At 63.5% G+C, this 19895-nt stretch carries 19 protein-coding genes; 6 read left to right on the top strand and 13 right to left on the bottom strand.

Features of this window, described 5'->3' with window-relative positions; genetic code table 11:
• Positions 1 to 7: 7 nt before the first annotated feature.
• From cpaB to BZG29_RS02445, 4 genes are all read right to left on the bottom strand, one after another.
• On the bottom strand, positions 8 to 865 hold the full coding sequence (gene cpaB, locus BZG29_RS02460; protein WP_077398641.1) for a Flp pilus assembly protein CpaB: 858 nt from the start codon (positions 863 to 865) through the stop codon (positions 8 to 10).
• Positions 862 to 2235: an ATP-binding protein gene (locus tag BZG29_RS02455; RefSeq protein WP_077398639.1), complete on the bottom strand. Its 1374-nt coding sequence runs from the start codon at positions 2233 to 2235 to the stop codon at positions 862 to 864. Before BZG29_RS02455 ends, cpaB begins: the two co-directional genes overlap by 4 nt.
• A gap of 93 nt (positions 2236 to 2328) precedes the next feature.
• On the bottom strand, positions 2329 to 2862 hold the full coding sequence (locus BZG29_RS02450) for a prepilin peptidase (RefSeq protein WP_077398637.1): 534 nt from the start codon (positions 2860 to 2862) through the stop codon (positions 2329 to 2331).
• A 54-nt stretch (positions 2863 to 2916) separates the two neighbouring features.
• Positions 2917 to 3099, bottom strand: a complete 183-nt coding sequence (locus tag BZG29_RS02445) for a Flp family type IVb pilin (protein ID WP_034752975.1) — start codon at positions 3097 to 3099, stop codon at positions 2917 to 2919.
• Between the two features lie 481 nt (positions 3100 to 3580).
• On the opposite strand from BZG29_RS02445, the gene BZG29_RS02440 reads away from it, so the two are divergent.
• Positions 3581 to 4627, top strand: a complete 1047-nt coding sequence (locus BZG29_RS02440; protein WP_077398635.1) for a GGDEF domain-containing protein — start codon at positions 3581 to 3583, stop codon at positions 4625 to 4627.
• 130 nt (positions 4628 to 4757) lie between these two features.
• On the opposite strand, the gene BZG29_RS02435 is transcribed toward BZG29_RS02440, so the two are convergent.
• Positions 4758 to 5984, bottom strand: a complete 1227-nt coding sequence (locus tag BZG29_RS02435; protein ID WP_077398633.1) for an HD-GYP domain-containing protein — start codon at positions 5982 to 5984, stop codon at positions 4758 to 4760.
• A 138-nt stretch (positions 5985 to 6122) separates the two neighbouring features.
• On the opposite strand from BZG29_RS02435, the gene BZG29_RS02430 reads away from it, so the two are divergent.
• Both BZG29_RS02430 and BZG29_RS02425 read left to right on the top strand, forming a co-directional pair.
• Positions 6123 to 7064 (top strand): LysR substrate-binding domain-containing protein, encoded by a 942-nt coding sequence (locus BZG29_RS02430; protein WP_034783889.1) that lies wholly within the window; start codon positions 6123 to 6125, stop codon positions 7062 to 7064.
• A gap of 194 nt (positions 7065 to 7258) precedes the next feature.
• Complete coding sequence (locus tag BZG29_RS02425) at positions 7259 to 10855, top strand: indolepyruvate ferredoxin oxidoreductase family protein (RefSeq protein ID WP_077398631.1); 3597 nt, start codon at positions 7259 to 7261, stop codon at positions 10853 to 10855.
• Between the two features lie 54 nt (positions 10856 to 10909).
• Here the strand turns inward: BZG29_RS02425 and BZG29_RS02420 are convergent, their stop codons facing one another.
• A complete protein-coding gene (locus BZG29_RS02420; protein WP_077398629.1) occupies positions 10910 to 11920 on the bottom strand; it encodes a substrate-binding domain-containing protein in 1011 nt (336 codons plus the stop codon).
• Between the two features lie 432 nt (positions 11921 to 12352).
• Between BZG29_RS02420 and BZG29_RS02415 the strand changes: the two genes are divergently transcribed.
• On the top strand, positions 12353 to 12685 hold the full coding sequence (locus tag BZG29_RS02415; protein ID WP_150130791.1) for a hypothetical protein: 333 nt from the start codon (positions 12353 to 12355) through the stop codon (positions 12683 to 12685).
• Between the two features lies 1 nt (position 12686).
• On the opposite strand, the gene BZG29_RS02410 is transcribed toward BZG29_RS02415, so the two are convergent.
• Positions 12687 to 13730 (bottom strand): MBL fold metallo-hydrolase, encoded by a 1044-nt coding sequence (locus BZG29_RS02410; RefSeq protein ID WP_077408924.1) that lies wholly within the window; start codon positions 13728 to 13730, stop codon positions 12687 to 12689.
• A gap of 169 nt (positions 13731 to 13899) precedes the next feature.
• On the opposite strand from BZG29_RS02410, the gene BZG29_RS02405 reads away from it, so the two are divergent.
• Positions 13900 to 14523 (top strand): TetR/AcrR family transcriptional regulator, encoded by a 624-nt coding sequence (locus BZG29_RS02405; protein WP_077398625.1) that lies wholly within the window; start codon positions 13900 to 13902, stop codon positions 14521 to 14523.
• Here the strand turns inward: BZG29_RS02405 and BZG29_RS02400 are convergent.
• Positions 14496 to 15602, bottom strand: a complete 1107-nt coding sequence (locus BZG29_RS02400; protein ID WP_077398623.1) for a sialidase — start codon at positions 15600 to 15602, stop codon at positions 14496 to 14498. The two genes, BZG29_RS02405 and BZG29_RS02400, sit on opposite strands and share 28 nt — an antisense overlap.
• 4 nt (positions 15603 to 15606) lie before the next feature.
• Positions 15607 to 15876, bottom strand: a complete 270-nt coding sequence (locus BZG29_RS02395; RefSeq protein WP_077398621.1) for a MoaD/ThiS family protein — start codon at positions 15874 to 15876, stop codon at positions 15607 to 15609.
• A gap of 91 nt (positions 15877 to 15967) precedes the next feature.
• Here BZG29_RS02395 and BZG29_RS02390 point away from each other — a divergent pair, with 91 nt between their 5' ends.
• On the top strand, positions 15968 to 16279 hold the full coding sequence (locus BZG29_RS02390; RefSeq protein ID WP_070258491.1) for a hypothetical protein: 312 nt from the start codon (positions 15968 to 15970) through the stop codon (positions 16277 to 16279).
• Between the two features lies 1 nt (position 16280).
• Here BZG29_RS02390 and BZG29_RS02385 read toward each other — a convergent pair whose 3' ends face one another.
• From BZG29_RS02385 to BZG29_RS02370, 4 genes are all read right to left on the bottom strand, one after another.
• The gene (locus BZG29_RS02385; RefSeq protein WP_077398619.1) at positions 16281 to 16583 is read right to left on the bottom strand and encodes a 2Fe-2S iron-sulfur cluster-binding protein; all 303 of its coding nucleotides are present in this window, start codon (positions 16581 to 16583) and stop codon (positions 16281 to 16283) included.
• Between the two features lie 9 nt (positions 16584 to 16592).
• The gene (locus tag BZG29_RS02380; protein WP_253192759.1) at positions 16593 to 17744 is read right to left on the bottom strand and encodes a Gfo/Idh/MocA family oxidoreductase; all 1152 of its coding nucleotides are present in this window, start codon (positions 17742 to 17744) and stop codon (positions 16593 to 16595) included.
• A gap of 9 nt (positions 17745 to 17753) precedes the next feature.
• A complete protein-coding gene (locus tag BZG29_RS02375) occupies positions 17754 to 18806 on the bottom strand; it encodes a sugar phosphate isomerase/epimerase (RefSeq protein ID WP_077398617.1) in 1053 nt (350 codons plus the stop codon).
• A 111-nt stretch (positions 18807 to 18917) separates the two neighbouring features.
• Positions 18918 to 19859, bottom strand: a complete 942-nt coding sequence (locus BZG29_RS02370; RefSeq protein WP_216350374.1) for a substrate-binding domain-containing protein — start codon at positions 19857 to 19859, stop codon at positions 18918 to 18920.
• Between the last annotated feature and the right edge of the window lie 36 nt (positions 19860 to 19895).

The following is a 19895-nucleotide window of genomic DNA, read 5'->3' as shown; positions in this document are numbered from 1 at the left end:
TGGTTGGCTAAAAACATTCGCGCGACTGGCGCGTCCCGTCGATGACGCCGCTGCACAGGCGCTGCGGTTCCGGCGGCGCCTTCGCCACGCGCACCGGGCGCGGCGCGGCGGCCAGCACGGGCGCGGCGGCAGGCGGAACAGGCTCGGCGTCGTGCGGCCCGCCCAGCAGGGTCAGCTTGGTGGCGCCCGCCGTCACGCCCGGCTGCGGGTCGACCTGGTTGCGCAGCACCAGCGACAGGCTGCCCACGCTGCGCGCCAGGTCCAGGTTTTCCGCCTGTTCCGGCGTCACTTCCAGGGTCACCGCATTGACCACGCGCGGCTTGGTCTCGTCGCGCCCCACTTCCTGCGCCACGGCCAGCACGAGGATGCGTTCGAGCACGATCTTGGAAATGTTGCGGCTTTGCGGAAACGCGCGGTCGCCGGCATCCTGCTGGGTGCTCACGATGATGTCGACATAGTTGCCCGGCAAGGCGAAGCCGGCCACGCCGATCACATCGTTGACGCGCACGGTGATGGCGCGCCGCCCTTCCGTGATCAGGGCCGACAGGCCGCCCAGGGTGCCGGCCGGCGCCAGCTTGGCCTCGCTCAGCGGCTCGCCGCGCAGCACGCTCGTTTTCAGCACCCGTCCCGCCAGTTTGGCCGGGTCTTGCAGCGCGCCCTGCGGCAAGCTTTCCGCCGGCCACTCGGCCAGGCGCAGCATCTCGGGCGTCAGGCGCTGGCCCAGGTTGACATCGCCGGCGGCCACGACGATCTTGCCCTTGCCGGCCGGCGTCTGGCGCAGCAGCCAGTGCGAGGCCAGCAGCACGGCCAGCAGGCCCAGCACGACTGCCAGGCCCATCATCAGGAGGGCGCGCCGGTTCTTCATGCGATGCGCTCGCACAGGCTGGCGGCCGGCATGTCGCAGCTGGCAAACAGGCTGCTCCAGGCTTGCTCCAGGGCGGCCACCGTCAGGCGCGCCTCGCTGCCCGCAAAGCCGGCGAAGTCGCCTATGCGCGCCAGCAATTCCTGCGGATAGCTGGCCAGCAAGGGGCGTCCCTGCGCGCCATGCAGCTGCAGCAGATGGTTCAGGGCCTGCTCGTCGATGGCCATGCCGGCCAGCCGGCATTGCTGGCGGAACAGGGCGCGATAGGCGCTCTCGGTCAGCGGCCCCACCTGCACCTTGTAGCCGATGCGGCGCAGCAAGGCGGCGTCAAACAGCTCGTCCGGCGGCACGTTCGTGGCCAGCACGAGGGCATTGTCGAACGGCACGCTGATCTGCACGCCGCCAGGCAAGCCCAGCTGGTCGCTGCCGCGCGCCAGCGGCTGCATCAGCCGCGTCAGCAGTTCTTGCGCCCCCAGGCGCTGGCGGCCCAGGTCGTCGATGATCAGCATGCCATTGTTGGCGCGCACATGCGGCGGCGCCTGGTAGCAGCCGCCGCTGGCGTCATGGCGCAGCTCCAGCATGCCGGCGTCGAGCTCGGCGCCCACGTGGATCACGGGACGCTGGCACAGCACCCAGCGGATGTCCGTGCTGCGCCGCTCCAGCGCCTGGCGCGCATGGCTGACGTGCTGCGGCGCGGGCGGCAGGTGCTGGGCCGGATCGTACAACTGGATGATGTCCTGGCCGACGACGATGGCGTAGGGCACGGCGACCAGCCCGTGCAGCAATTGTCCCAGCTGCAGCGCCAGGGTCGACTTGCCGCTGCCGGGCGGACCGTACAGCAGCAGCGAGCGTCCCGAATGCAGGGCAGCGCCGACCACGTCGAGCATGCCCGGTCCCGCATGCGCGCCCCCCAGCACGGCGGCCAGGTCGTCGCTGCCGACGCGCTGTTCCTGCGCCAGCCACGACTGGCGCGCCACCATGGCGCGGTACGCTTCCAGGGTGACGGGAGCGGCGCCGATATACGCGCAGCGCTCGAGGAAGGCGCTGGCGCGCTGCTTGCCGGCGCCCGTCAGCTGGTACTGCACGTCGATATCGGATTCGCCGCGCCAGGCCACCTCGGCCATCTGCTCCGTCACCATGAAATCGAGCACTTCGCGCAAGACATTGATCGACAGGCGCAAGCGCGTCGTCAGCGCGGACAGGTGCGTCTTGCCGCCCACAAACATCAGCTTGGCGATCAGCTCGACCACCAGCGGCCGCTCGAGTCCCGTTTCACGCAAGCTCTTCGGTTGCGGCGGCAGGGGCGGCATCAGGTTCGCGTCCGCAGGGCGCGGCGCACTCTCGGTGCTCAGGGAATAGTCGACCTCGGTCATGCTGCGTCTCCAAGCCGGTTAAGAGGGCATTCAACAGAATTCATTCTAGCGAGCGGAGACTGGCGCCCATTGATCAAGAGCAATGAATACCAATCAGAAATAATGACGCCCCTGCACCACCAGGCAGCCCAGGGCAATGGCCAGGCCGTACGGCATGTTGCCCACGCTGGCCTGGCTGCCGAGCGCAGTTGGCGCCAGGGGAATGCCGGCCATGCGCGCGATCATCGGCCACAGCAGCTGGCGCAGATTGCCCAGGCAGGCGCGCCACTTGCCCTGCCAGGTGATCATCAGCACGGCCATCACGCCGCCCAGGACGAACGTGGCGAAACAGATCTGCAGCACGGGCCAGGGGCCGGCAAAGGCACCCGCCATGGCGATCAGCTTGACGTCGCCGGCGGCCATGCCGCGCAGCACATACAAGGGTAAAAAGAGGAAAAAGCCCGTCGCCATGCCGCCCAGCCACAAGGGCAGCACGCTGTGCGGCCACAGCCACAGGTGCAAGGCCAGGGCGGCGAGGATGCCGGACAACACCACACCATTCGGTATCTTGCGGCGGATCAAATCACTGACGGCGGCTCCCGTCACGAAGCACAGCAACAGCAAATCGCACAAGGCGGTTGCAGGCATGGCACACCTCCCGAAAAAAAACCCGCCACTGGCCGGCCAGTGGCGGGCACCCGCTTAGGGCGTCAACACCAGGTTCGACGAAATGTCGGTGAGGACGGCCAGCAAGTTGGTCTTGATCAGCAAGAAACCGGCCGTGATGGCGGTAGCCATCAAGGCCGCAATCAAGCCGTATTCGATTGCCGTAATGCCATCCTCATCCTTGACAAACTGCTGTACTGCCGACAGGAAGGTATGCATGACAAGCTCCCAAAAGTGAATCACAAGTCCCTGGCGCAATCAGGTGTGAAACATTGCCCATTCCTGCTAATATGTTTCCTGCCGTAAATTTCTGCGCCATTGCATTGACTATAAAGCGTCCACGTTTTGGCAAATTGACGCGCCACAAGTTTCCATATGGAAATTATCAAACCCTGTCGACATGTCGGCTGACGCAAACAAATGTTGCGATCTGGATTGAAAGCCTTCGTCAGGGCAAGTTTTTTGCAATGCAGTGCATGAATCTCATGTATTTACATGAAATATTGCATACGTTAATTGCCTATTAGGCAAAAAGACATTATCCTGCTTAGCTCTTCTTTGGAAAGGCCTCTCGCCCGGCGGTACAGAGCGTCATGCCACCAAATAAATCTTGGCTTCTTGTAGACGGACGCGAACATGCTCTTGCTTGATGCAATGCTGGTATGACGACACTTGTGTGACTACTTTCCAGAGATCGACAATGGATTCCCTACTGAAACACATGGTGGACATGACCGGGCACCGCGACCACACGATGCTCGACATCTCCGTGATCTCGGCGGTCCAGGAACTCGCTGCCGCATCGCAGACCCGTGTGCTGGCCCTGACCACCGTGCGGGGCCAGGTGTTCGTGCGGTCGCGGGCCATCATCGTGGCGGGCAGCGTGGCCCGCATGGAAGAGCATACCGATCCTACCTTGCCGGGCGAACCGCTGTCGGACTACCCGGCCCTGGCCGCCTGCATCAAGCGCCATGAAGCGAGCGCCGACACCCTGTGCGCCGACGGCCGCCACCTGCTGTGGCTGCCCATCTGGATCGGCGACCAGGTCACCACCTGCCTGGAAATCACCAATCCCACGCCCTACACGGGCGCCACCATCCAGGTGATCGGCGGCATCGTCAGCGTGTACCGCAATTTCCAGAACCTGCTCGACTACAGCGAACGCGATTCGCTCACCGGTTTGTTGAATCGCAAGACCTTCGACGACCAGCTGGCAAAAATCCTGCAAAGCCGCGGCGAACCGGAAGCGGAAAAGCCGCGTCCCGTGGATGAAGAACGGCGCCACCATACGGACACGGAGCGGCAATGGCTGGCCGTGATCGACGTCGATCATTTCAAATTGGTCAACGATAAATTTGGCCACCTGTATGGCGATGAAGTGCTGATCCTGATCGCCAACCAGCTGCAATCGTCGTTCCGCTCGCAAGACCGCATCTTCCGCTTCGGCGGCGAGGAATTCGTCGTGCTGCTGCGCTCGATCACGCTGGAAAATGCGCAGAAGATCATCGACCGCTTCCGCACCAATGTCGAGGCACACGACTTCCCGCAAGTGGGCAGAGTGACCGTCAGCGTGGGTTTCGTCAGCATCAACGCCTACGAGGCGCCCGTGATCATCCTCGGCCGCGCCGACCAGGCCTTGTATTACGCGAAGAGCCATGGCCGCAACCTGGCGTGCCACTATGACGAGCTGGTCGCCAAGGGCTTGCTCACCACTATCGCCTCGAACGATACGGCGGAATTCTTCTGATCACCTGAAGATGCGCACCTGAGCGTCCATGGCGGTGTTGCCGGCGCTCGCCGTACCAGTCGTACTGTCTTCGCGCCAGCGCCTTGCCCTGAACGTTTTTCAGGCGCTCTTTTTCAAAGGCGCACACCGTTCATGCATCCGCCAGCGATAAAAAACGCATGGGATCGACCTGCCACTTGGCGGCCGACTCATGGCCGACGATCTTGTCGGCGCCGCCGAAGCCGAAGCCGCGCGACAGGTCGACCGTTTCCGGCTTGATGTAGGTCTTGCTCTTCGTACTGAAAAACACATTCACTTTCGGCGCCAGCAGATTGCTCTCGTGCGCCTCGATGACGACGGCCAGGCGGCCCGATTCCAGCATCACCATGGTGCCGACCGGATAGATACCCACGCAGCGCATGAAATCCTGCGCGAACACGGGATTGAAGTGGAATTTGCTCCACTCATAGATCTTGCGCAAGGCTTCGGCCGCGGGAATGCCCTTGTGATAGCTGCGGTCCGACGTCAGCGCGTCATACACGTCGACGATGGCGGCCATCTGCGCCAGTTCGCTGATGGCGTCGCCGGCCAGCTGGTCCGGATAGCCGCTGCCGTCGCGCCGTTCGTGGTGGTGCAGGGCGATATCGAGCGGTATCGCGCCCACCTCGGGCGACTGGCGCAGGATGTCGTAGCCGTCGCGCGGATGGCGCTTGATCAAGGAAAATTCCTCCGGCGTCAAGGGACCGGGCTTGTTCAGGACGCTGTCGGGCACCAGGGCCTTACCCGTGTCGTGCAGCAAGCCGCCGAGGCCCGCCTGGTGCGTGGAAGTGGCATCGATGCCGCGCGAGCGGCAAAACGCCACCAGCAGCGCGCACACGCTGACGGAGTGCAAAAAGGTGTAATCATCCTTGGTCTTGATGCGCAACAAGCCGACCAGGGCGCCGGGATTGCGCAGGATCGATTCGGTGATGTCTTGCACCGTGTGCTGCACGCGGTCGAGCTCGACCGCCTTGCCCAGGCGCACGTCGGCCATCACCGTGCGCACCAGGCTGGTCGCCTGCCGCCGTACCTGCGTGGCGCGGGCCAGTTCCATGCCCAGCGACACGCGCGTGACCACTTGCGGCGGCGCGGCGATCTGCACCAGTTCGCGCTCCGTCTCGGCGCGCGCCTGCGCCACGGTGGGCGCGTCCTGCACGTCGAGGCCCTTGCCGCTGTCGATCACCACGTCGTGGATGCCGGCCTGCATGATCTTGCGGATTTCATCGTCGCTGCGCAACAGGAAACGGTTGCGCACGAATGGATGCGTCATCCAGTCGCAACTGAGGTCATGGATGTACATGCCCACTTTTAATTGAGAAGAATCAACTTTCTTGAGCATGCGGTCATCCCACAAATACGCGGCTGGAGCACCGAAGGCGCTAGAATGAGTATAACAAAATTGTTATTCCGCTGGCCGCGTTCGGCGCCGTGGCGCAACACCCGGTTTTTTCCGCTCAACGCACCGCTATTGGGACCCATGGAACTGCGCCAATTACGCTACTTTGTTGCCATCGTCGACCACGGCTCGCTGTCGCGCGCAGCCCTGATCCTGCACGTGGCGCAGCCGGCCCTGACGCAGCAGCTGCGCCAACTGGAAGAGGAACTGGGCGTGCAGCTGCTGCACCGCTCGGCGCAGGGCGTGCTCAGCACGGATGCGGGCAAGGTGTTTTACGAACATGCGCAGGCGATCCTGAAACAGGTGGCCGACGCCCGCTCGGCCGTCACGCAAAGCGCCACGCGGCCGTCCGGCAATGTCACCTTGGGCTTGCCGCACAGCATCTCCGGCGCCCTGGCCCTGCCCCTGCTGCTGGCCGCGCGCGAACGCTACCCTGAAATCACCCTGCAACTGACGGAAGAAATCACGGGCAACCTCAATGAACAGCTCAAATCGGGCCGCATCAACCTGGCCGTGCTGTTCGACGATGGCCAGCTCACGCCGTTTGCCTGCAGCCCGCTGGTGGAAGAAGAGATGCGCTTTATCTGCCGCAACGATTCGCCGTTCGCGCCCGCCGGCCATGCCGTGTCGTTCCAGCAAGCCTTGAGCGCCACCCTGATCCTGCCCGGCCTGCAGCATGGCGTGCGCCCGCGCATCGACAGCCGCGCGCGCGAGCTGGGCCTGGAAACGGCGAACGTGATCGAGATCAACTCGATCGCCATCCTGAAATCGGCCATCCTGGCCGGCATGGGCGCCACCATCCTGCCCGCCGCGCCCCTGCTGGCCGAGCTCGACAGCGGCGCCATGCGCAGCTACGCCATCCACAGCCCCGTGCTGTCGCGCACGGTGGCCCTGTGTGCCTCGAAAAACATTCCCCTCACCAATGCGGGCAACGCCGTGAAAAACCTCGTGCTGCAAGTGGCCGCCGAATTGTGCGGCAGCGGGCGCTGGGTGGGGGCGAACGTGCTCTCGCCCATGGCATAAGTATTTCTTATACCCCCATCGGCAAAGCGTATTTGCCCCCTTTCCTGACTCGTTCTACACTGACCACATTAACTATTTTAAATTTAAAATAGTTATATGCCGCCCACACGCGGCCATCCCGTCTGCACAGTGCGCGCCTTACCGGGCGCGTCCCTTGTACAGCCGTCATCTGAAACACCCTTTTGGAGACAGCCATGTCCGTGACCACGGAAAACGGCTCCGCAGCGTTCGCTAGAAACGCCGGTGCCGCGCCATCTACACCGCTTGAACCTTCCCGTTTGACCACCGTCAGCCTCGACGACAAATACACGGCCACTTCCGGCGCCATCTTCCTGTCCGGCATCCAGGCCCTCGTGCGCCTGCCCATGATGCAGCGCCTGCGCGACCAGGCCGCCGGACTGAACACGGCCGGCTTCATTTCCGGCTACCGCGGCTCGCCCCTGGGCGGCCTCGATGAAAACCTGTGGAAAGCCAAGAAACAGCTGGAAGCGCACCATGTGCAATTCGTGCCCGGCGTCAACGAAGACTTGGCCGCCACGGCCGTCTGGGGTTCGCAGCAAGTCGACCTGATCGGCCCGGCCAAGTACGACGGCGTATTCGCCATGTGGTACGGCAAGGGTCCGGGCGTGGACCGCTGCGGCGACGTCTTCAAGCACATGAACCATGCGGGAACGTCCAAACTGGGCGGCGTGCTGCTGGTGGCCGGCGACGACCATGGCGCGTATTCGTCGACCCTGCCGCACCAGTCCGACCATCTGTTCTCGGCCTCGATGATCCCCGTCCTGTATCCGTGCAATGTGCAGGAATACCTGGACCTGGGCATCCACGGCTGGGCCATGTCGCGCTTTTCCGGCTGCACGGTGGCCTTCAAGGCGCTGGCCGACACGGTCGAATCGTCGGCTTCCATCGATGCCGACCCGTTCCGCGTGGAAGTCAAGATTCCGCAGGATTTCGTCATGCCCGAAGGCGGCCTGAACGCTCGCCTGTCGAGCATCCCGCTGGGCCAGCAGGCGCGCAACCAGGAAGCGCTGATGCAGGATTACAAGATCTATGCGGCCCTGGCCTACGCGCGCGAAAACAAGCTCAACCACACTACCATCGACAGCCCGAACGCCAAGCTGGGCATCATCGCCTCCGGCAAGTCCTACCTGGATGTGCTGGAAGCGCTGGAAGAGCTGGGCATCGACGAGCAGATGGCGGCCGATGTCGGCATGCGCCTGTTCAAGGTGGCCATGCCGTGGCCGTTGGAGCCGGACAGCGTGCGTGAGTTTGCGCAAGGTCTCGATGAAATTCTCGTGGTAGAAGAGAAGCGGCAAATCGTCGAATACCAGCTCAAGGAACAGTTGTACAACTGGCGCGACGACGTGCGCCCCCGTGTCATCGGCAAGTTCGACGAAAAGGGCGAATGGGTGGCGCCGCGCGGTGAATGGCTGCTCACGTCCAAGGCCGACTTTTCCGTCTCGCAAGTGGCGCGTGTCATCGCCAGCCGCATCGCGCGCCTGATTTCCGATCCCGTCACCTGCGACCTGATCAAGGCACGCCTGAGCTTCCTCGACGCCAAGGACGCGGTATTGAAAAAGGCCGTGAATACGCCGTTCCGCCCCGCCTTTTACTGCTCCGGCTGCCCGCACAATACCTCGACCAAGGTGCCGGACGGCAGCCTGGCGCTGGCCGGCATCGGCTGCCACGTGATGGCCACGTCGATCTACCCGGAAATGAACAAGCTGACCACGCACATGGGCGGCGAAGGCGCGCCGTGGATCGGGCAAGCCGCATTTTCCGAATTGCCGCACGTGTTCCAGAACCTGGGCGACGGCACGTATTTCCACTCCGGCTACCTGGCCATCCGCGCCGCGCAGGCGGCCAAGGTGAACATCACCTATAAAATCCTCTACAACGACGCCGTCGCCATGACCGGCGGCCAGCCCGTGGACGGCCTCATCACCGTACCGATGATGGCGCAGCAAGTGGCGGCCGAAGGCATCGCCCGCATCGCCCTGGTCACGGAAGATTTGTCGCGCTACAGCGACCGCAGCAACCTGCCCGCCCACCTGACCTTGCACGACCGCAAGGACATGGATGCCGTGCAACGCGAATTGCGCGAGGTAGCAGGCGTGTCCGTGCTGATCTACGACCAGACCTGCGCGGCCGAGAAACGCCGGCGCCGCAAGAAAGGCGAATATCCGGATTTTCCGAAACGCATGGTCATCAACGACGCCGTCTGCGAAGGCTGCGGCGATTGCGGCGTGCAGTCGAACTGCGTGTCGATCTTGCCGAAAGAGACGGAATTTGGCCGCAAGCGCACCATCGACCAATCCTCGTGCAACAAGGATTACTCGTGCGCCAAGGGTTTCTGCCCCAGCTTCGTCACCGTCGAAGGCGGCAGCCTGAAGAAAACCAAGACGGGAGCGAGTAAAGCGGGCGAGACGGACAACTTCGGCCCGTTGCCGGAACCCCAATTACCTGCCTGCAACGCGCCGTACAATATCCTCATCAACGGCATCGGCGGCACCGGTGTCATCACCGTGGGCGCGCTGATGGGCATGGCGGCCCACCTGGAAGGCAAGGGCGCGTCCGTGCTGGACATGACGGGCATGTCGCAAAAGAACGGTTCCGTCACCTCGCACGTGAAAATCGCAAAATCTCCCGCGCACATCCGCGCCCAGCGCATCGCCACGGGGGAAGCGGACCTGATCCTGGGCTGCGACATGCTGACGGCCGGCGCGCAGGATGCCGTGTCGAAAATGCGTCCCGGCCGCAGCCTGGCCGTCGTCAACCTGCACGAACAGCCGCCTGGCACGTTTGCACAAAATGCCGACTGGCAATATCCAACGGCGGAAGTGCGCCAGCTGATCGAGGAATCCGTGGGCGGCGCGGACGCGGCCGACTTCATCGACGCCACAAAACTGGCCACGGCGCTGATGGGCGATTCGATTGCCGCCAACCTGTTCATGCTCGGCTACGCCTGGCAGAAGGGCCGCATCCCGTTGACGGAAGCGGCCTTGCTGCGCGCCATCGAACTCAATGGCGTGGGCATCGAGTCGAACAAGAAAAGCTTCCTGTGGGGCCGCCGCGCCGCCGTCGACGTGCGCAAAGTGACGCAGATCGCCACGCCCACGCAAGCGATCATCGTGCAAATGCCGCAAAGCCTCGATAGCGTCATCAAAAAACGCGTGGAGTTCCTCACGGCCTACCAGAACGCCGCGTATGCGGACGGTTATTTGACCCTGGTCAAACAGGTGCGCGACCGCGAAAACACCTTGGGACTGGGCCAGAAGCTGTCGACGGCTGTCGCCAAGAGCTATTTCAAGTTGCTGGCCTACAAGGATGAATACGAAGTGGCGCGTTTGTACACGGATGGCCGTTTCGTGGAACAATTGCAACAGCAATTCGAAGGGAATTTCTCCGTGAAATTCAACCTGGCGCCGCCGCTGTTCGCCAAGAAAGATGCGAAGGGCCACCTGGTGAAAGCGGAATTCGGTTCCTGGATGTGGCGCGCCTTCAAGCTGCTGGCGAAAGCCAAGGGGCTAAGGGGCGGCACCTTCGACATCTTCGGCTATACGGCCGAGCGCAAGATGGAGCGCGCGCTGATCGTCGAATACCGCGAACTGCTGGCCGGCCTGCTGGTCAACCTGACGGCGGACAACCTGGCCACCTGCGTGGAACTGGCGACCCTGCCCGAAAAAATCCGCGGCTTCGGCCACGTCAAGGAAGCGGCCGTCGATACTTACCGCAAAGACAAGGCGAGGTTGCTGGGTGTGTTGGCTGATGGAACGAAGCACGCGGCCTAAGGTGACAAGCCGGTGCTAACATGAAAACGCAGAGCCTCGGCTCTGCGTTTTTTTTCATTCAGGGCAGCGCCCCACCGTCGCCCCCGGCAACAGCACCGGCTGCCAGATTTCCTGCAGCCGTTCTGGCGGCGTGCCGGCCAGCAGGGATTGCAGCATTTCGACCATCTTCGCGCCGGCGCGGCGCAGGTCGGGCTGGTCGATGGTGGTGACGTTGATGCCGATCAAGGTGTCTTCCACATTGCCCCAGACGATGACGGAGATTTCCTTGCCGATCTCGATGCCCGCATCCATCAGCGCGCGCACCACGCCCACGCCGGACAAATGGTTGTCGACGATGACGGCCGTGGGACGGGGCGAGCAAGCCAGCAATTGCTGCATGGCCTGGTAGCCGCTGCGGCGGTCGAAAGTATTGTCGAGCAAATAGTGGGGATCGACCGGCAAGCCCGCTTGCGCCATGCAGCGGATAAAGCTTTCCTTGCGCTCATAAGCAAAATGCAGCTCCAGCGGCGCGCTCAGCAGGGCGATGCGCTGGTGGCCGTGCGCGGCCAGGAACGACACGGCCAGGTCGATGCCCGTGTCGTTGTCGTAATCAAAATACGCATACGGCGCGTCGATGCGCGTGCGGCCATTCGCGACAAAGGGAAAGCCCACTTTCGTCAAATACGCGATGCGCTCGTCGACCACCTTGGTGCGGCCCACCACGAGGCCATCGACCTGGCGCCCGCGCACCATGGTTTCATACGACGGCTGTTCATTCTGCGGCGACACGGGGGCGATGATCAAACTCATCTTCGACGCTTCGACGGCGTCCGACATGCCATTCACCACGGAAAGAAAGACGCTGTCACCCAGGTCGCTGGGCAGCAGCGGATAGATCATGCCCAGTACATTGGTGCGGCCGACGGCCAGGCTGCGCGCCAGCGGATTGGGCCGGTAGCCGACTTTCTTGGCGGCGGCCAGGACGATTTCACGGGTGCGGGAATTGACTTCCGGATAGCCGTTCAACGCCCTGCTGACTGTCGTTTTCGACATGCCGAGGGCAATTGCGAGGCTCTTGAGATTCATGTTAACTACCTGTCTGTATGGCAAAAGAAACCAACTCTGACCGTCAATTATAGCCCAGAGCGCCAAACAGACCGCGCATTCGCGTGCGCAGTCATGGTAGAAAAACAACAACACATTGACTATTTAAAAAGCAACGTTTTAAATGCAACCATTTTTTCTTCTTCCCAGCACGGCATCGGTGATGGCAGACAAACAAGGGCCACAAGCGACAGCGGGTACTCACTTTGACAACTATCCCACCAGCGCCGGCATGCCGCTTCGGCAACACACAGCGCGCACGACAGCATTATCAAGAAAACATAATTTTCTGGAACTGTGCGAGAATTTGTCCTACTCTTGATTCAGGTAAAGATTACCTGCGGACACGTCACGCTCCCCGGCCTGACTTCCCTCTCCTGCGCACGCCTGGACATACTCTCAAAGGTGAACAATGTGGTCACGCTAAGCTCCGTCAACAACTTGCAAGCCTCGCTGGCCACGGCGCAACGCCGGGTCGAACAAGGCCAGAACCAGGTACAGCGCGACAGCGAACAGCTGGCGCAAAGCCGCCAGTTGCTGGCGCGGGAACAGGAGTCGCTGAGCCAGACGCAGCGCAGCAGCCAGCAAGCCCAGGCCGATGCCCCCGCCGCCGTCAAGGCGCCGCAGCTGGACCAGGCGATCAAGGTGGCCGTGCCGCAGCAAGCCATCCCCGCCGCGCCGAAAAGCACGCCCCAGCTGAACGGCTATGGCCAGACCCTGGGACGCCTGATCGACGTGACGGCGTAAATTACCGAAGCATCTCTTCTTCCAGCATCGCCAGCCACCACTTCTTCCCCTTCGTCGGCTGCGCCAGGTCGACCGCCTCGCCCATCTGCGGCGTAGCCAGGTTCACGCCCTGCTTGGCCGCCAGCCCCGCGATGCGGTCGAACGGTTCATGCCAGGCGTGCAGCCCCAGGTCGAAGGTGCCGTTATGCACGGGCATCAGCCACTTGCCGCGCAAGTCCAGGTGGGCTTGCAAGGTCTGTTCCGGCTGCATGTGCACGTCCGGCCACAGCTTGTCGTAGGCGCCCGTCTCGATCATGGTCACGTCGAACGGGCCGTACTTGTCGCCGATCTGCTTGAAACCGTCGAAATAGCCGGAGTCGCCGCTGAAAAATACGCGCACGTCCGGCGCGTCGATGACCCACGACGCCCACAGGGTTTGATTGCCGTCAAACAAGCCGCGTCCCGAGAAATGCTGCGACGGCGTGGCGATGAGTTTCACACCGGCAATCGTCGTGCCTTGCCACCAGTCGAATTGCCGCACCTTGGCCTTCGGCACGCCCCATGCAACCAGGGTATCGCCCACGCCCAGCGGCGTCACAAAGTGTTCCGTCTTGGCGGCCAGTTGCAGCACGGCAGCGTGGTCGAGGTGGTCGTAATGGTCGTGCGACAGGATGACGGCCTTGATCGGCGGCAAGTCGGCGATGCTGATGGGGGGCTGGTGGAAACGCTTCGGTCCGGCCCACTGCACCGGCGAGGCGCGTTCGGAAAACACGGGGTCGGTGAGGAAGAATTCATTGTTCAGTTTCAGCAGCAGGGTCGAGTGGCCGAGGCGAAACAGGCTGTTGTCGGGCGCGGCCAGCAGTTGCGCCCGGGTCAAGGCTTGCACGGGCACGGCTGCGGCCGGCACGGTACTGTCGGGCTTATCGAAGAAAAACGTCCACATCAGCTTGAGCGTTGCGGCCGTGCCCAGCTTGTGCATCTGCACGGGGTTGCGGAACTTGCCGTCGAGGCGTTGTGGCGATTCTATGGGCGCGGCAGGCGCGGCGCGCAAGGTGCAAGAACTCATGATGATCAGGACTCCCAAGGATAAGAGACGACGTGCGACTCGGTGCAAGTGCATATGCGGCCCGGCAAAGAATTAACAAGGATTAAATTACACTACACAGTGTAGTTCCTATTTCTGGCAAAGTAAACCAAGAGGTGTAAAATATTGTTTTCAAAGGAGATTTCCCGCCATGGCCGCACCGCAACGCCTCACCGACCGCAAGCGCGTCGCCATCGTCGATGCCGCCATCGCCGAGTTCCGCGAGCACGGTTTCGATGCGACCAGCATGGACAAGATCGCCGCCACGGCCGCCGTGTCCAAGCGCACCGTGTACAACCATTTCCCCAGCAAGGACGAGCTGTTCGCGGAAATCCTGCAGCGCATGTGGGAAAGCAGCATGGCCCAGCCTGCCGTGCCCTATGTGGCCGACCAGCCGCTGCGCCCGCAAGTGCTGGCCCTGGTCGAGCAAAAGATGGCCTTGCTGTGCGATCCGGCATTCATCGACCTGGCGCGCGTGATCTTTGGCGAAACCATCCACTCGCCCGCGCGCGCGCAAGCGATGGTGACGCGCCTGAATGAAAAGGAAACGGGCCTGAATATCTGGATCCGCGCGGCGCAGCAAGACGGGCGCATCAAGGCGGGCGAGACGCTGGAAGTGGCGCACCTCTTGATGTCGCCCTTGAAAACCTTTGCCTTCTGGCCGCAGATCACCCTGGGCGAGCCTTTGCTGGGCCCGGCACGTCGGCGCGAAGTGACGGAACTGGCCGTCGATATCTTCCTGTGCTATTACGGCGTGGCAAAACAGACGGCATAAACGGGCGGCAAGTGGGCGGAAATGGTCTGCCAGTGTTCGCCCTCGTCGCCGGAATACCAGGCGCCGCCCGTCGTCGACGCCATCAACAGACTGCGCCCATCGTCGGCCAGCGCCAGCCCGTGGCGGTAGATGAGGTCGTAGCAATGCTGCTGCGGCAAGCCCGCGCGCAAGACCTCGAAGGTTTTCCCGCCATCGCGCGTGCGCGTCACGGCCAGCGCGCCGTCAATGGGAATGCGCAGCACGTCCGCCTGCGCCGGCACGAACCAGGCCGTGTCACCGTCGCGCGGATGCACGGCCACGGCAAAGCCGAAATGCGACAGCGGCGCCGTCGTCACTTCCTGCCAGTGCCAGCCCGCGTCCTGAGAGCGCCAGATGCCGTTATGGTGCTGGCACCACAGCGCCTCGGGCGCGCCGGCGCTGCGCACGATGCGGTGCGGGTCTTGCACGGCTTCGTTTTCATCGAGTTCGGGCGGCATGTAGTCGGCGCGCATGCCCGTCGCGCTCAAGGCCCAGCTGGCGCCGCCATCGAGCGTTTGCCACACGCCGCCGCAGGACACCCCGACCAGCACTTTATGGCTGTCGCGCGGGTCGACGCAGATGCTGTGGATGCCGGGCACGTCGTAACCGCCGCCAAACCACTGCGCCCGCTGCGGCACGTTCCACAGGGACTCCACCAGTTGCCAGCTGTCGCCGCGGTCGCTGGAACGGAACAGGCCGCCAGGCAGGGTGCCCGCCCACAGCACGCCGGGCTGGTCCGCGCCGCCGGCCGCCAGCGACCAGATCTGCCGCACCGTCCAGTCCACGCTATCGCTGCTGCCTTCCGGCTTGGCGGGATAGGCAGGCACGGCGACTTCTTTCCATTCGCCACTGCCCGCGTCGAGGCGGTGCAGCTTGGCGCCGAAGTGCCCCAGGTTCAGGGCCGCGTACAAGGCGCCGTCGCGGCCGTCGTGCAGCAGCATGGAGACGGGATCGCCGGCAAACTGCACCAGCGCCAGCTGCCAGGCGCCGGCCGCATCGACATCGAACTGGAACAGCCCCTTGCGGGTGCCGAGATACGCGCGCTGCGGGACTGCTGTCATGGCGTCAACCTCCGGAAAGTGCCTGCAAGATATACACCTGGCTGTCGGGCCGCAAGACATCGTCGAGCACGCGCCGCTCGCGGCAGCGGGCGCCGTCGATGAAGATCACCACATTGGGGCGCAAGCTACCCTGCTCGTCGAGCACGTAGCCGCGCAGGCGCGGCTGCCAGGCAAACGCGGCATCGAGGGCGGCGCGCAGGCGTGGCGCATCCACCTCCACGGCAGGAACGTCGAGGAAACGCGCCAGTTGTTGCGTAAAGTGCAAGTTCGCCATGCTGCCTTCGACGTCATCGGCCTGGACTCATTCTAGTCCCCTTTGCGGCCAATACAATTAAAATAGCGGCAAGCACACAAGGAGGCCAGGCATGACGATTACCCCGGAAGAACTAGCGGTGCTGATGCAGGAAGTGGAAGTGGCCGACCCGATCGATTTTGCCGACTTGCCCTTCGACGAGCAGGAATTGCGCGGCCTGATCGCCAACCACCTGTGCGAGATGGCCGACGCCATGGAAAGTTTCAGCCCGGAAGACCGCAACCTGGCCTTGCTGGCCGTGGCGGCCAAGCTGGTGCTGGAAAACCTCGTCTTGCACGTGCAGTTGCTGCGCCGCCACGGCTTGCCCGTCAGCGACAGCGTGGATGCGCTGCTGCAGCGCCTCAAGGGCGGCAAGCCGTCGTGAACTAATTGCCCGTGCGCACGGCGCGCGCCTGGATGCTGACATCGCTGTCCGCCACGGCCACGCAGGGCAGGATGTAGCCGTCGAGCCGTTCATCGGGGCTGATGCCGGGCCAGTCCACGGTGTAGCGGATCTTTCCCTCGGGCATGTGGCAGATACACGTGCGGCACGTGCCGTTGCGGCAGGAGCTGAGCAGGCGGATGCCGGCCAGTTCGGCGGCGGCCAGCAGCGTCGTGCCCGCGTTGGCCGGGAATTGCCAGCCTTGCGGGACGATGGTGATGGTAAAAGTGGTCAGGGGCGCGCTCATGCGCCCAGTTTAACAGTCCGCCAGCGTGGTCCAAGTAGCGCCCTGCGCATGGCTGCGCAGCACGGCCTCCGCAAAGGCCAGGCCCGCCACGCCATCGGCCACCGTCGGCAGCCAGCGCGCCGCTTCCGGTATCGGCGTCCCTGCCTGCAGGGCGCGGATGCGCAAGGCCGCATCCAGGTACAGCTGGGCGAACGCTTCCAGATACCCCTCCGGATGGCCGGCCGGCACGCGCGTGGCGTGGCGCGCCGCGGCGCTGTCGACCCTGCCCGGGCGCAGCAGCTGGCGGTTGCCGCCCTGCGGCGTGAACCACAGTGCATTCGGTTGTTCCTGATCAAAGTCCAGCTGTGCCTTGCTGCCGAACAGGCGCAAGCGCACCGTGTTTTCGCAACCGGTGGCCACCTGGCTGGCCCACAAGGTTCCCTTGGCTCCGTTGGCGTAGCGCAGCATCACCTGCACGTGGTCGTCCAGAGTGCGGTGCGGAACAAAAGTCGACAATTCCGCCAGCACCTGCTGCGGCGTCAAGCCGCTGACGAATTGCGCCAGGTGGTAGGCGTGCAAGCCCACGTCGAGCAGGGTGCCGCCCGGCCCCGCCTTCTGCGGGTCGTTATGCCAATTGCCTTCGTTCATGCCGCCGGCCGCGATGGCGTCGGCCAGCCAATCCTGCGAATACTCGACTTGCACGAGGCGCAGCTCGCCGATCTCGCCCGCCTCGACCATGGCTTTCGCGTGGCGCAGCAGCGGGTAGCCGCTGTAGGTATGCGTGAGCGCAAACAGCAGATTTTTCTGCCCGGCCAGCGCCGCCAGCGCCCGGCCTTCCGCCAGCGAGATGCCCAGCGGCTTGTCGCAGATCACGTGGATACCCGCTTGCAGGAACGCCGTGGCGACGGGCGCATGCAAGTGGTTCGGCGTGACGATGGCCACGGCCTCGATGCCATCCGCCCGCTGGCTTTCCGCCTGCGCCATGGCGCGGTAATCGCTGTAGCAGCGATCGGGCGCCAGGTGCAGCGCGGCGCCGCTGTCGCGCGCCCGCTGCGGGTCGGACGACAGGGCGCCCGCCACCAGTTCGTACTGGTCGTCGATGCGCGCCGCGATGCGGTGCACGGCACCGATGAATGCGCCCTGCCCGCCCCCTACCATGCCCAATCGCAAGCGTCGCTGCATGTCGTCTCCCTATTTCAAGCCTAGCAAGTGATGGATTTGATCCTCATCAACCGCACTGCCCGCGAAATCGTCGAACGCGTGCTGCGCCACGTGGATGATGTGTTCGCGGATGAAACGCGCCCCTTCGGCCGCGCCGTCCTCCGGGTGTTTCAGACAGCATTCCCACTCCAGCACGGCCCAGCCGGGGAAGTCGTACTGCGCCATCTTCGAAAAAATCGCCTTGAAGTCGATCTGCCCGTCGCCGAGCGAGCGGAAGCGCCCGGCCCGGTCTTGCCAGTCGCCATAGCCGCCATACACGCCCTGGCGCCCGTTCGGCCGGAATTCCGCGTCCTTGACGTGAAACGCCTTGATGCGCGCATGATAAATGTCAATGAAGGCCAGGTAATCGAGCTGCTGCAGCACGAAGTGGCTGGGGTCGTACAGGATGGACGCGCGCGGGTGGCCGTTGACGGCGGCCAGGAAGCGCTCGAAGGTCACGCCATCGTGCAAGTCCTCACCCGGATGCAATTCGTAGCACAGGTCCACGCCAGCAGAGTCAAACGCATCGAGAATGGGCAGCCAGCGTTTCGCCAGTTCCGCGAACGCCGTTTCCACCAGGCCGGCGGGCCGCTGCGGCCATGGATACAGATACGGCCAGGCCAGGGCGCCGGAAAACGTCACGTGGGCCGTCAGCCCCAGGCGCTGCGAGGCGGTGGCGGCCCACAGCAGCTGCTGCGTGGCCCAGGCCGTGCGCGCGGCGGGATCGCCGCGCACCTGTTCCGGCGCAAAGCCGTCGAACAGGGCGTCGTAGGCGGGATGCACGGCGATCAGCTGGCCCTGCAAATGCGTCGACAATTCCGTCACCTGCAAGCCGTGGCGCGCCAGCAGGGCTTTCACGTCGTCGCAGTACTGCTGGCTGCTGGCCGCTTGTTCCAGATCAAACAAGCGCGGCGCCGTCGGCAGCTGCAAGCCCTTGTAGCCCAGGCCGGCCGCCCATTGCGCCAGGTGCTCGAGCGAGTCGAACGGCGGCTCGTCGCCGAGAAACTGGGCCAGGAAGATGGCCGGGCCCTGGATGGTTTTCATGGAAATTCCTTAAAATCAAATTGGAAGGTCGGTCCCTGCGGGATCGGAATGCGTCCCATTGGGACGCATTCCCCCTTCAGGTACGACCCCAGCCCTTGTCTTGGGGTGTGGTTAAAAAGGCGAGTTCGGAAAGTAGAACTGCTTGGCGTTCTCGCGCGTGATCAGCACCGACGGGATGATCGTGTTGGCCGGCAATTTATCACCTTTCAGGCGCGCTTCCGTCGTCAGCTTGATGGCGTCGTACATGAACTTCGGCGAGTACGACACGTCGGCCACGATCAGCGGGTCGGAACCGTCCATGATCTTTTTCACCGCGCCCTTCGCGCCCGCGCCGCCGAACACTTGCTTGATGTCCGTGCGCTTGGCTTGCGCGATGGCCTTCTGCACGCCGATGGCCATGTCGTCATCGGCGGCCCAGACGGCGTCGATATGCTTGAAGCGCGTCAAATAATCCTGCATGACCTTGAAGGCATCGTCGCGGTTCCAGTTGCCGTACTTGGCGTCCAGGACCTTGATATCGGGATGGCCCTTCATCACGGCGGAAAATGCGTCGTAGCGCTCGTTGTCGAGCGTCGTCGGCATGCCGCGCAGCGCGACGATATTGCCCTTGCCATTTAAACTTTTCGCCAGGTATTCGGCCGGCAGCTTGCCGAAGGCCGTGTTGTCGCCCGCGATGTACGCATCCTGCGACTGCGTGTTCGTCAAGCCGCGGTCCACCACGGTCACGTACACGCCCTTGTTTTTCACCTGGGCCACGGGCTGCGTCAGCGAGGCCGACTCGATGGGGAAGATCACCAGGGTGTTGATCTTGTTCACCGTCAACATATCCTGCAACTGGTTCGCCTGTTCGGGCGCCGTGGCGGCCGTCTTGACGATGATCTTCACGCCCGGATGGGCCTTTTCCAGTTCCGCCTTGGCCTGGTTGGCCCACCACACGATACCCGAGGTAAAACTGTGCGTGGCCGTCGGGATGGCCACGCCGACGACCAATTTCTCTGCCGCCTGCGCCTGCCCCATCGGCAGCGCCCACGCCTGCATCACCAGCACTGCCATCCCTGCTACCCGTATAAAGCTCTTCATGCTGCTCTC

This window comes from Janthinobacterium sp. LM6 (assembly GCF_002002885.1).
GTDB classification, from domain to species: domain Bacteria; phylum Pseudomonadota; class Gammaproteobacteria; order Burkholderiales; family Burkholderiaceae_D; genus Janthinobacterium; species Janthinobacterium kumbetense.
The sequence above is the reverse complement of the archived record's forward strand: the minus strand, read 5'-3'. Positions and strand labels throughout refer to the sequence as shown.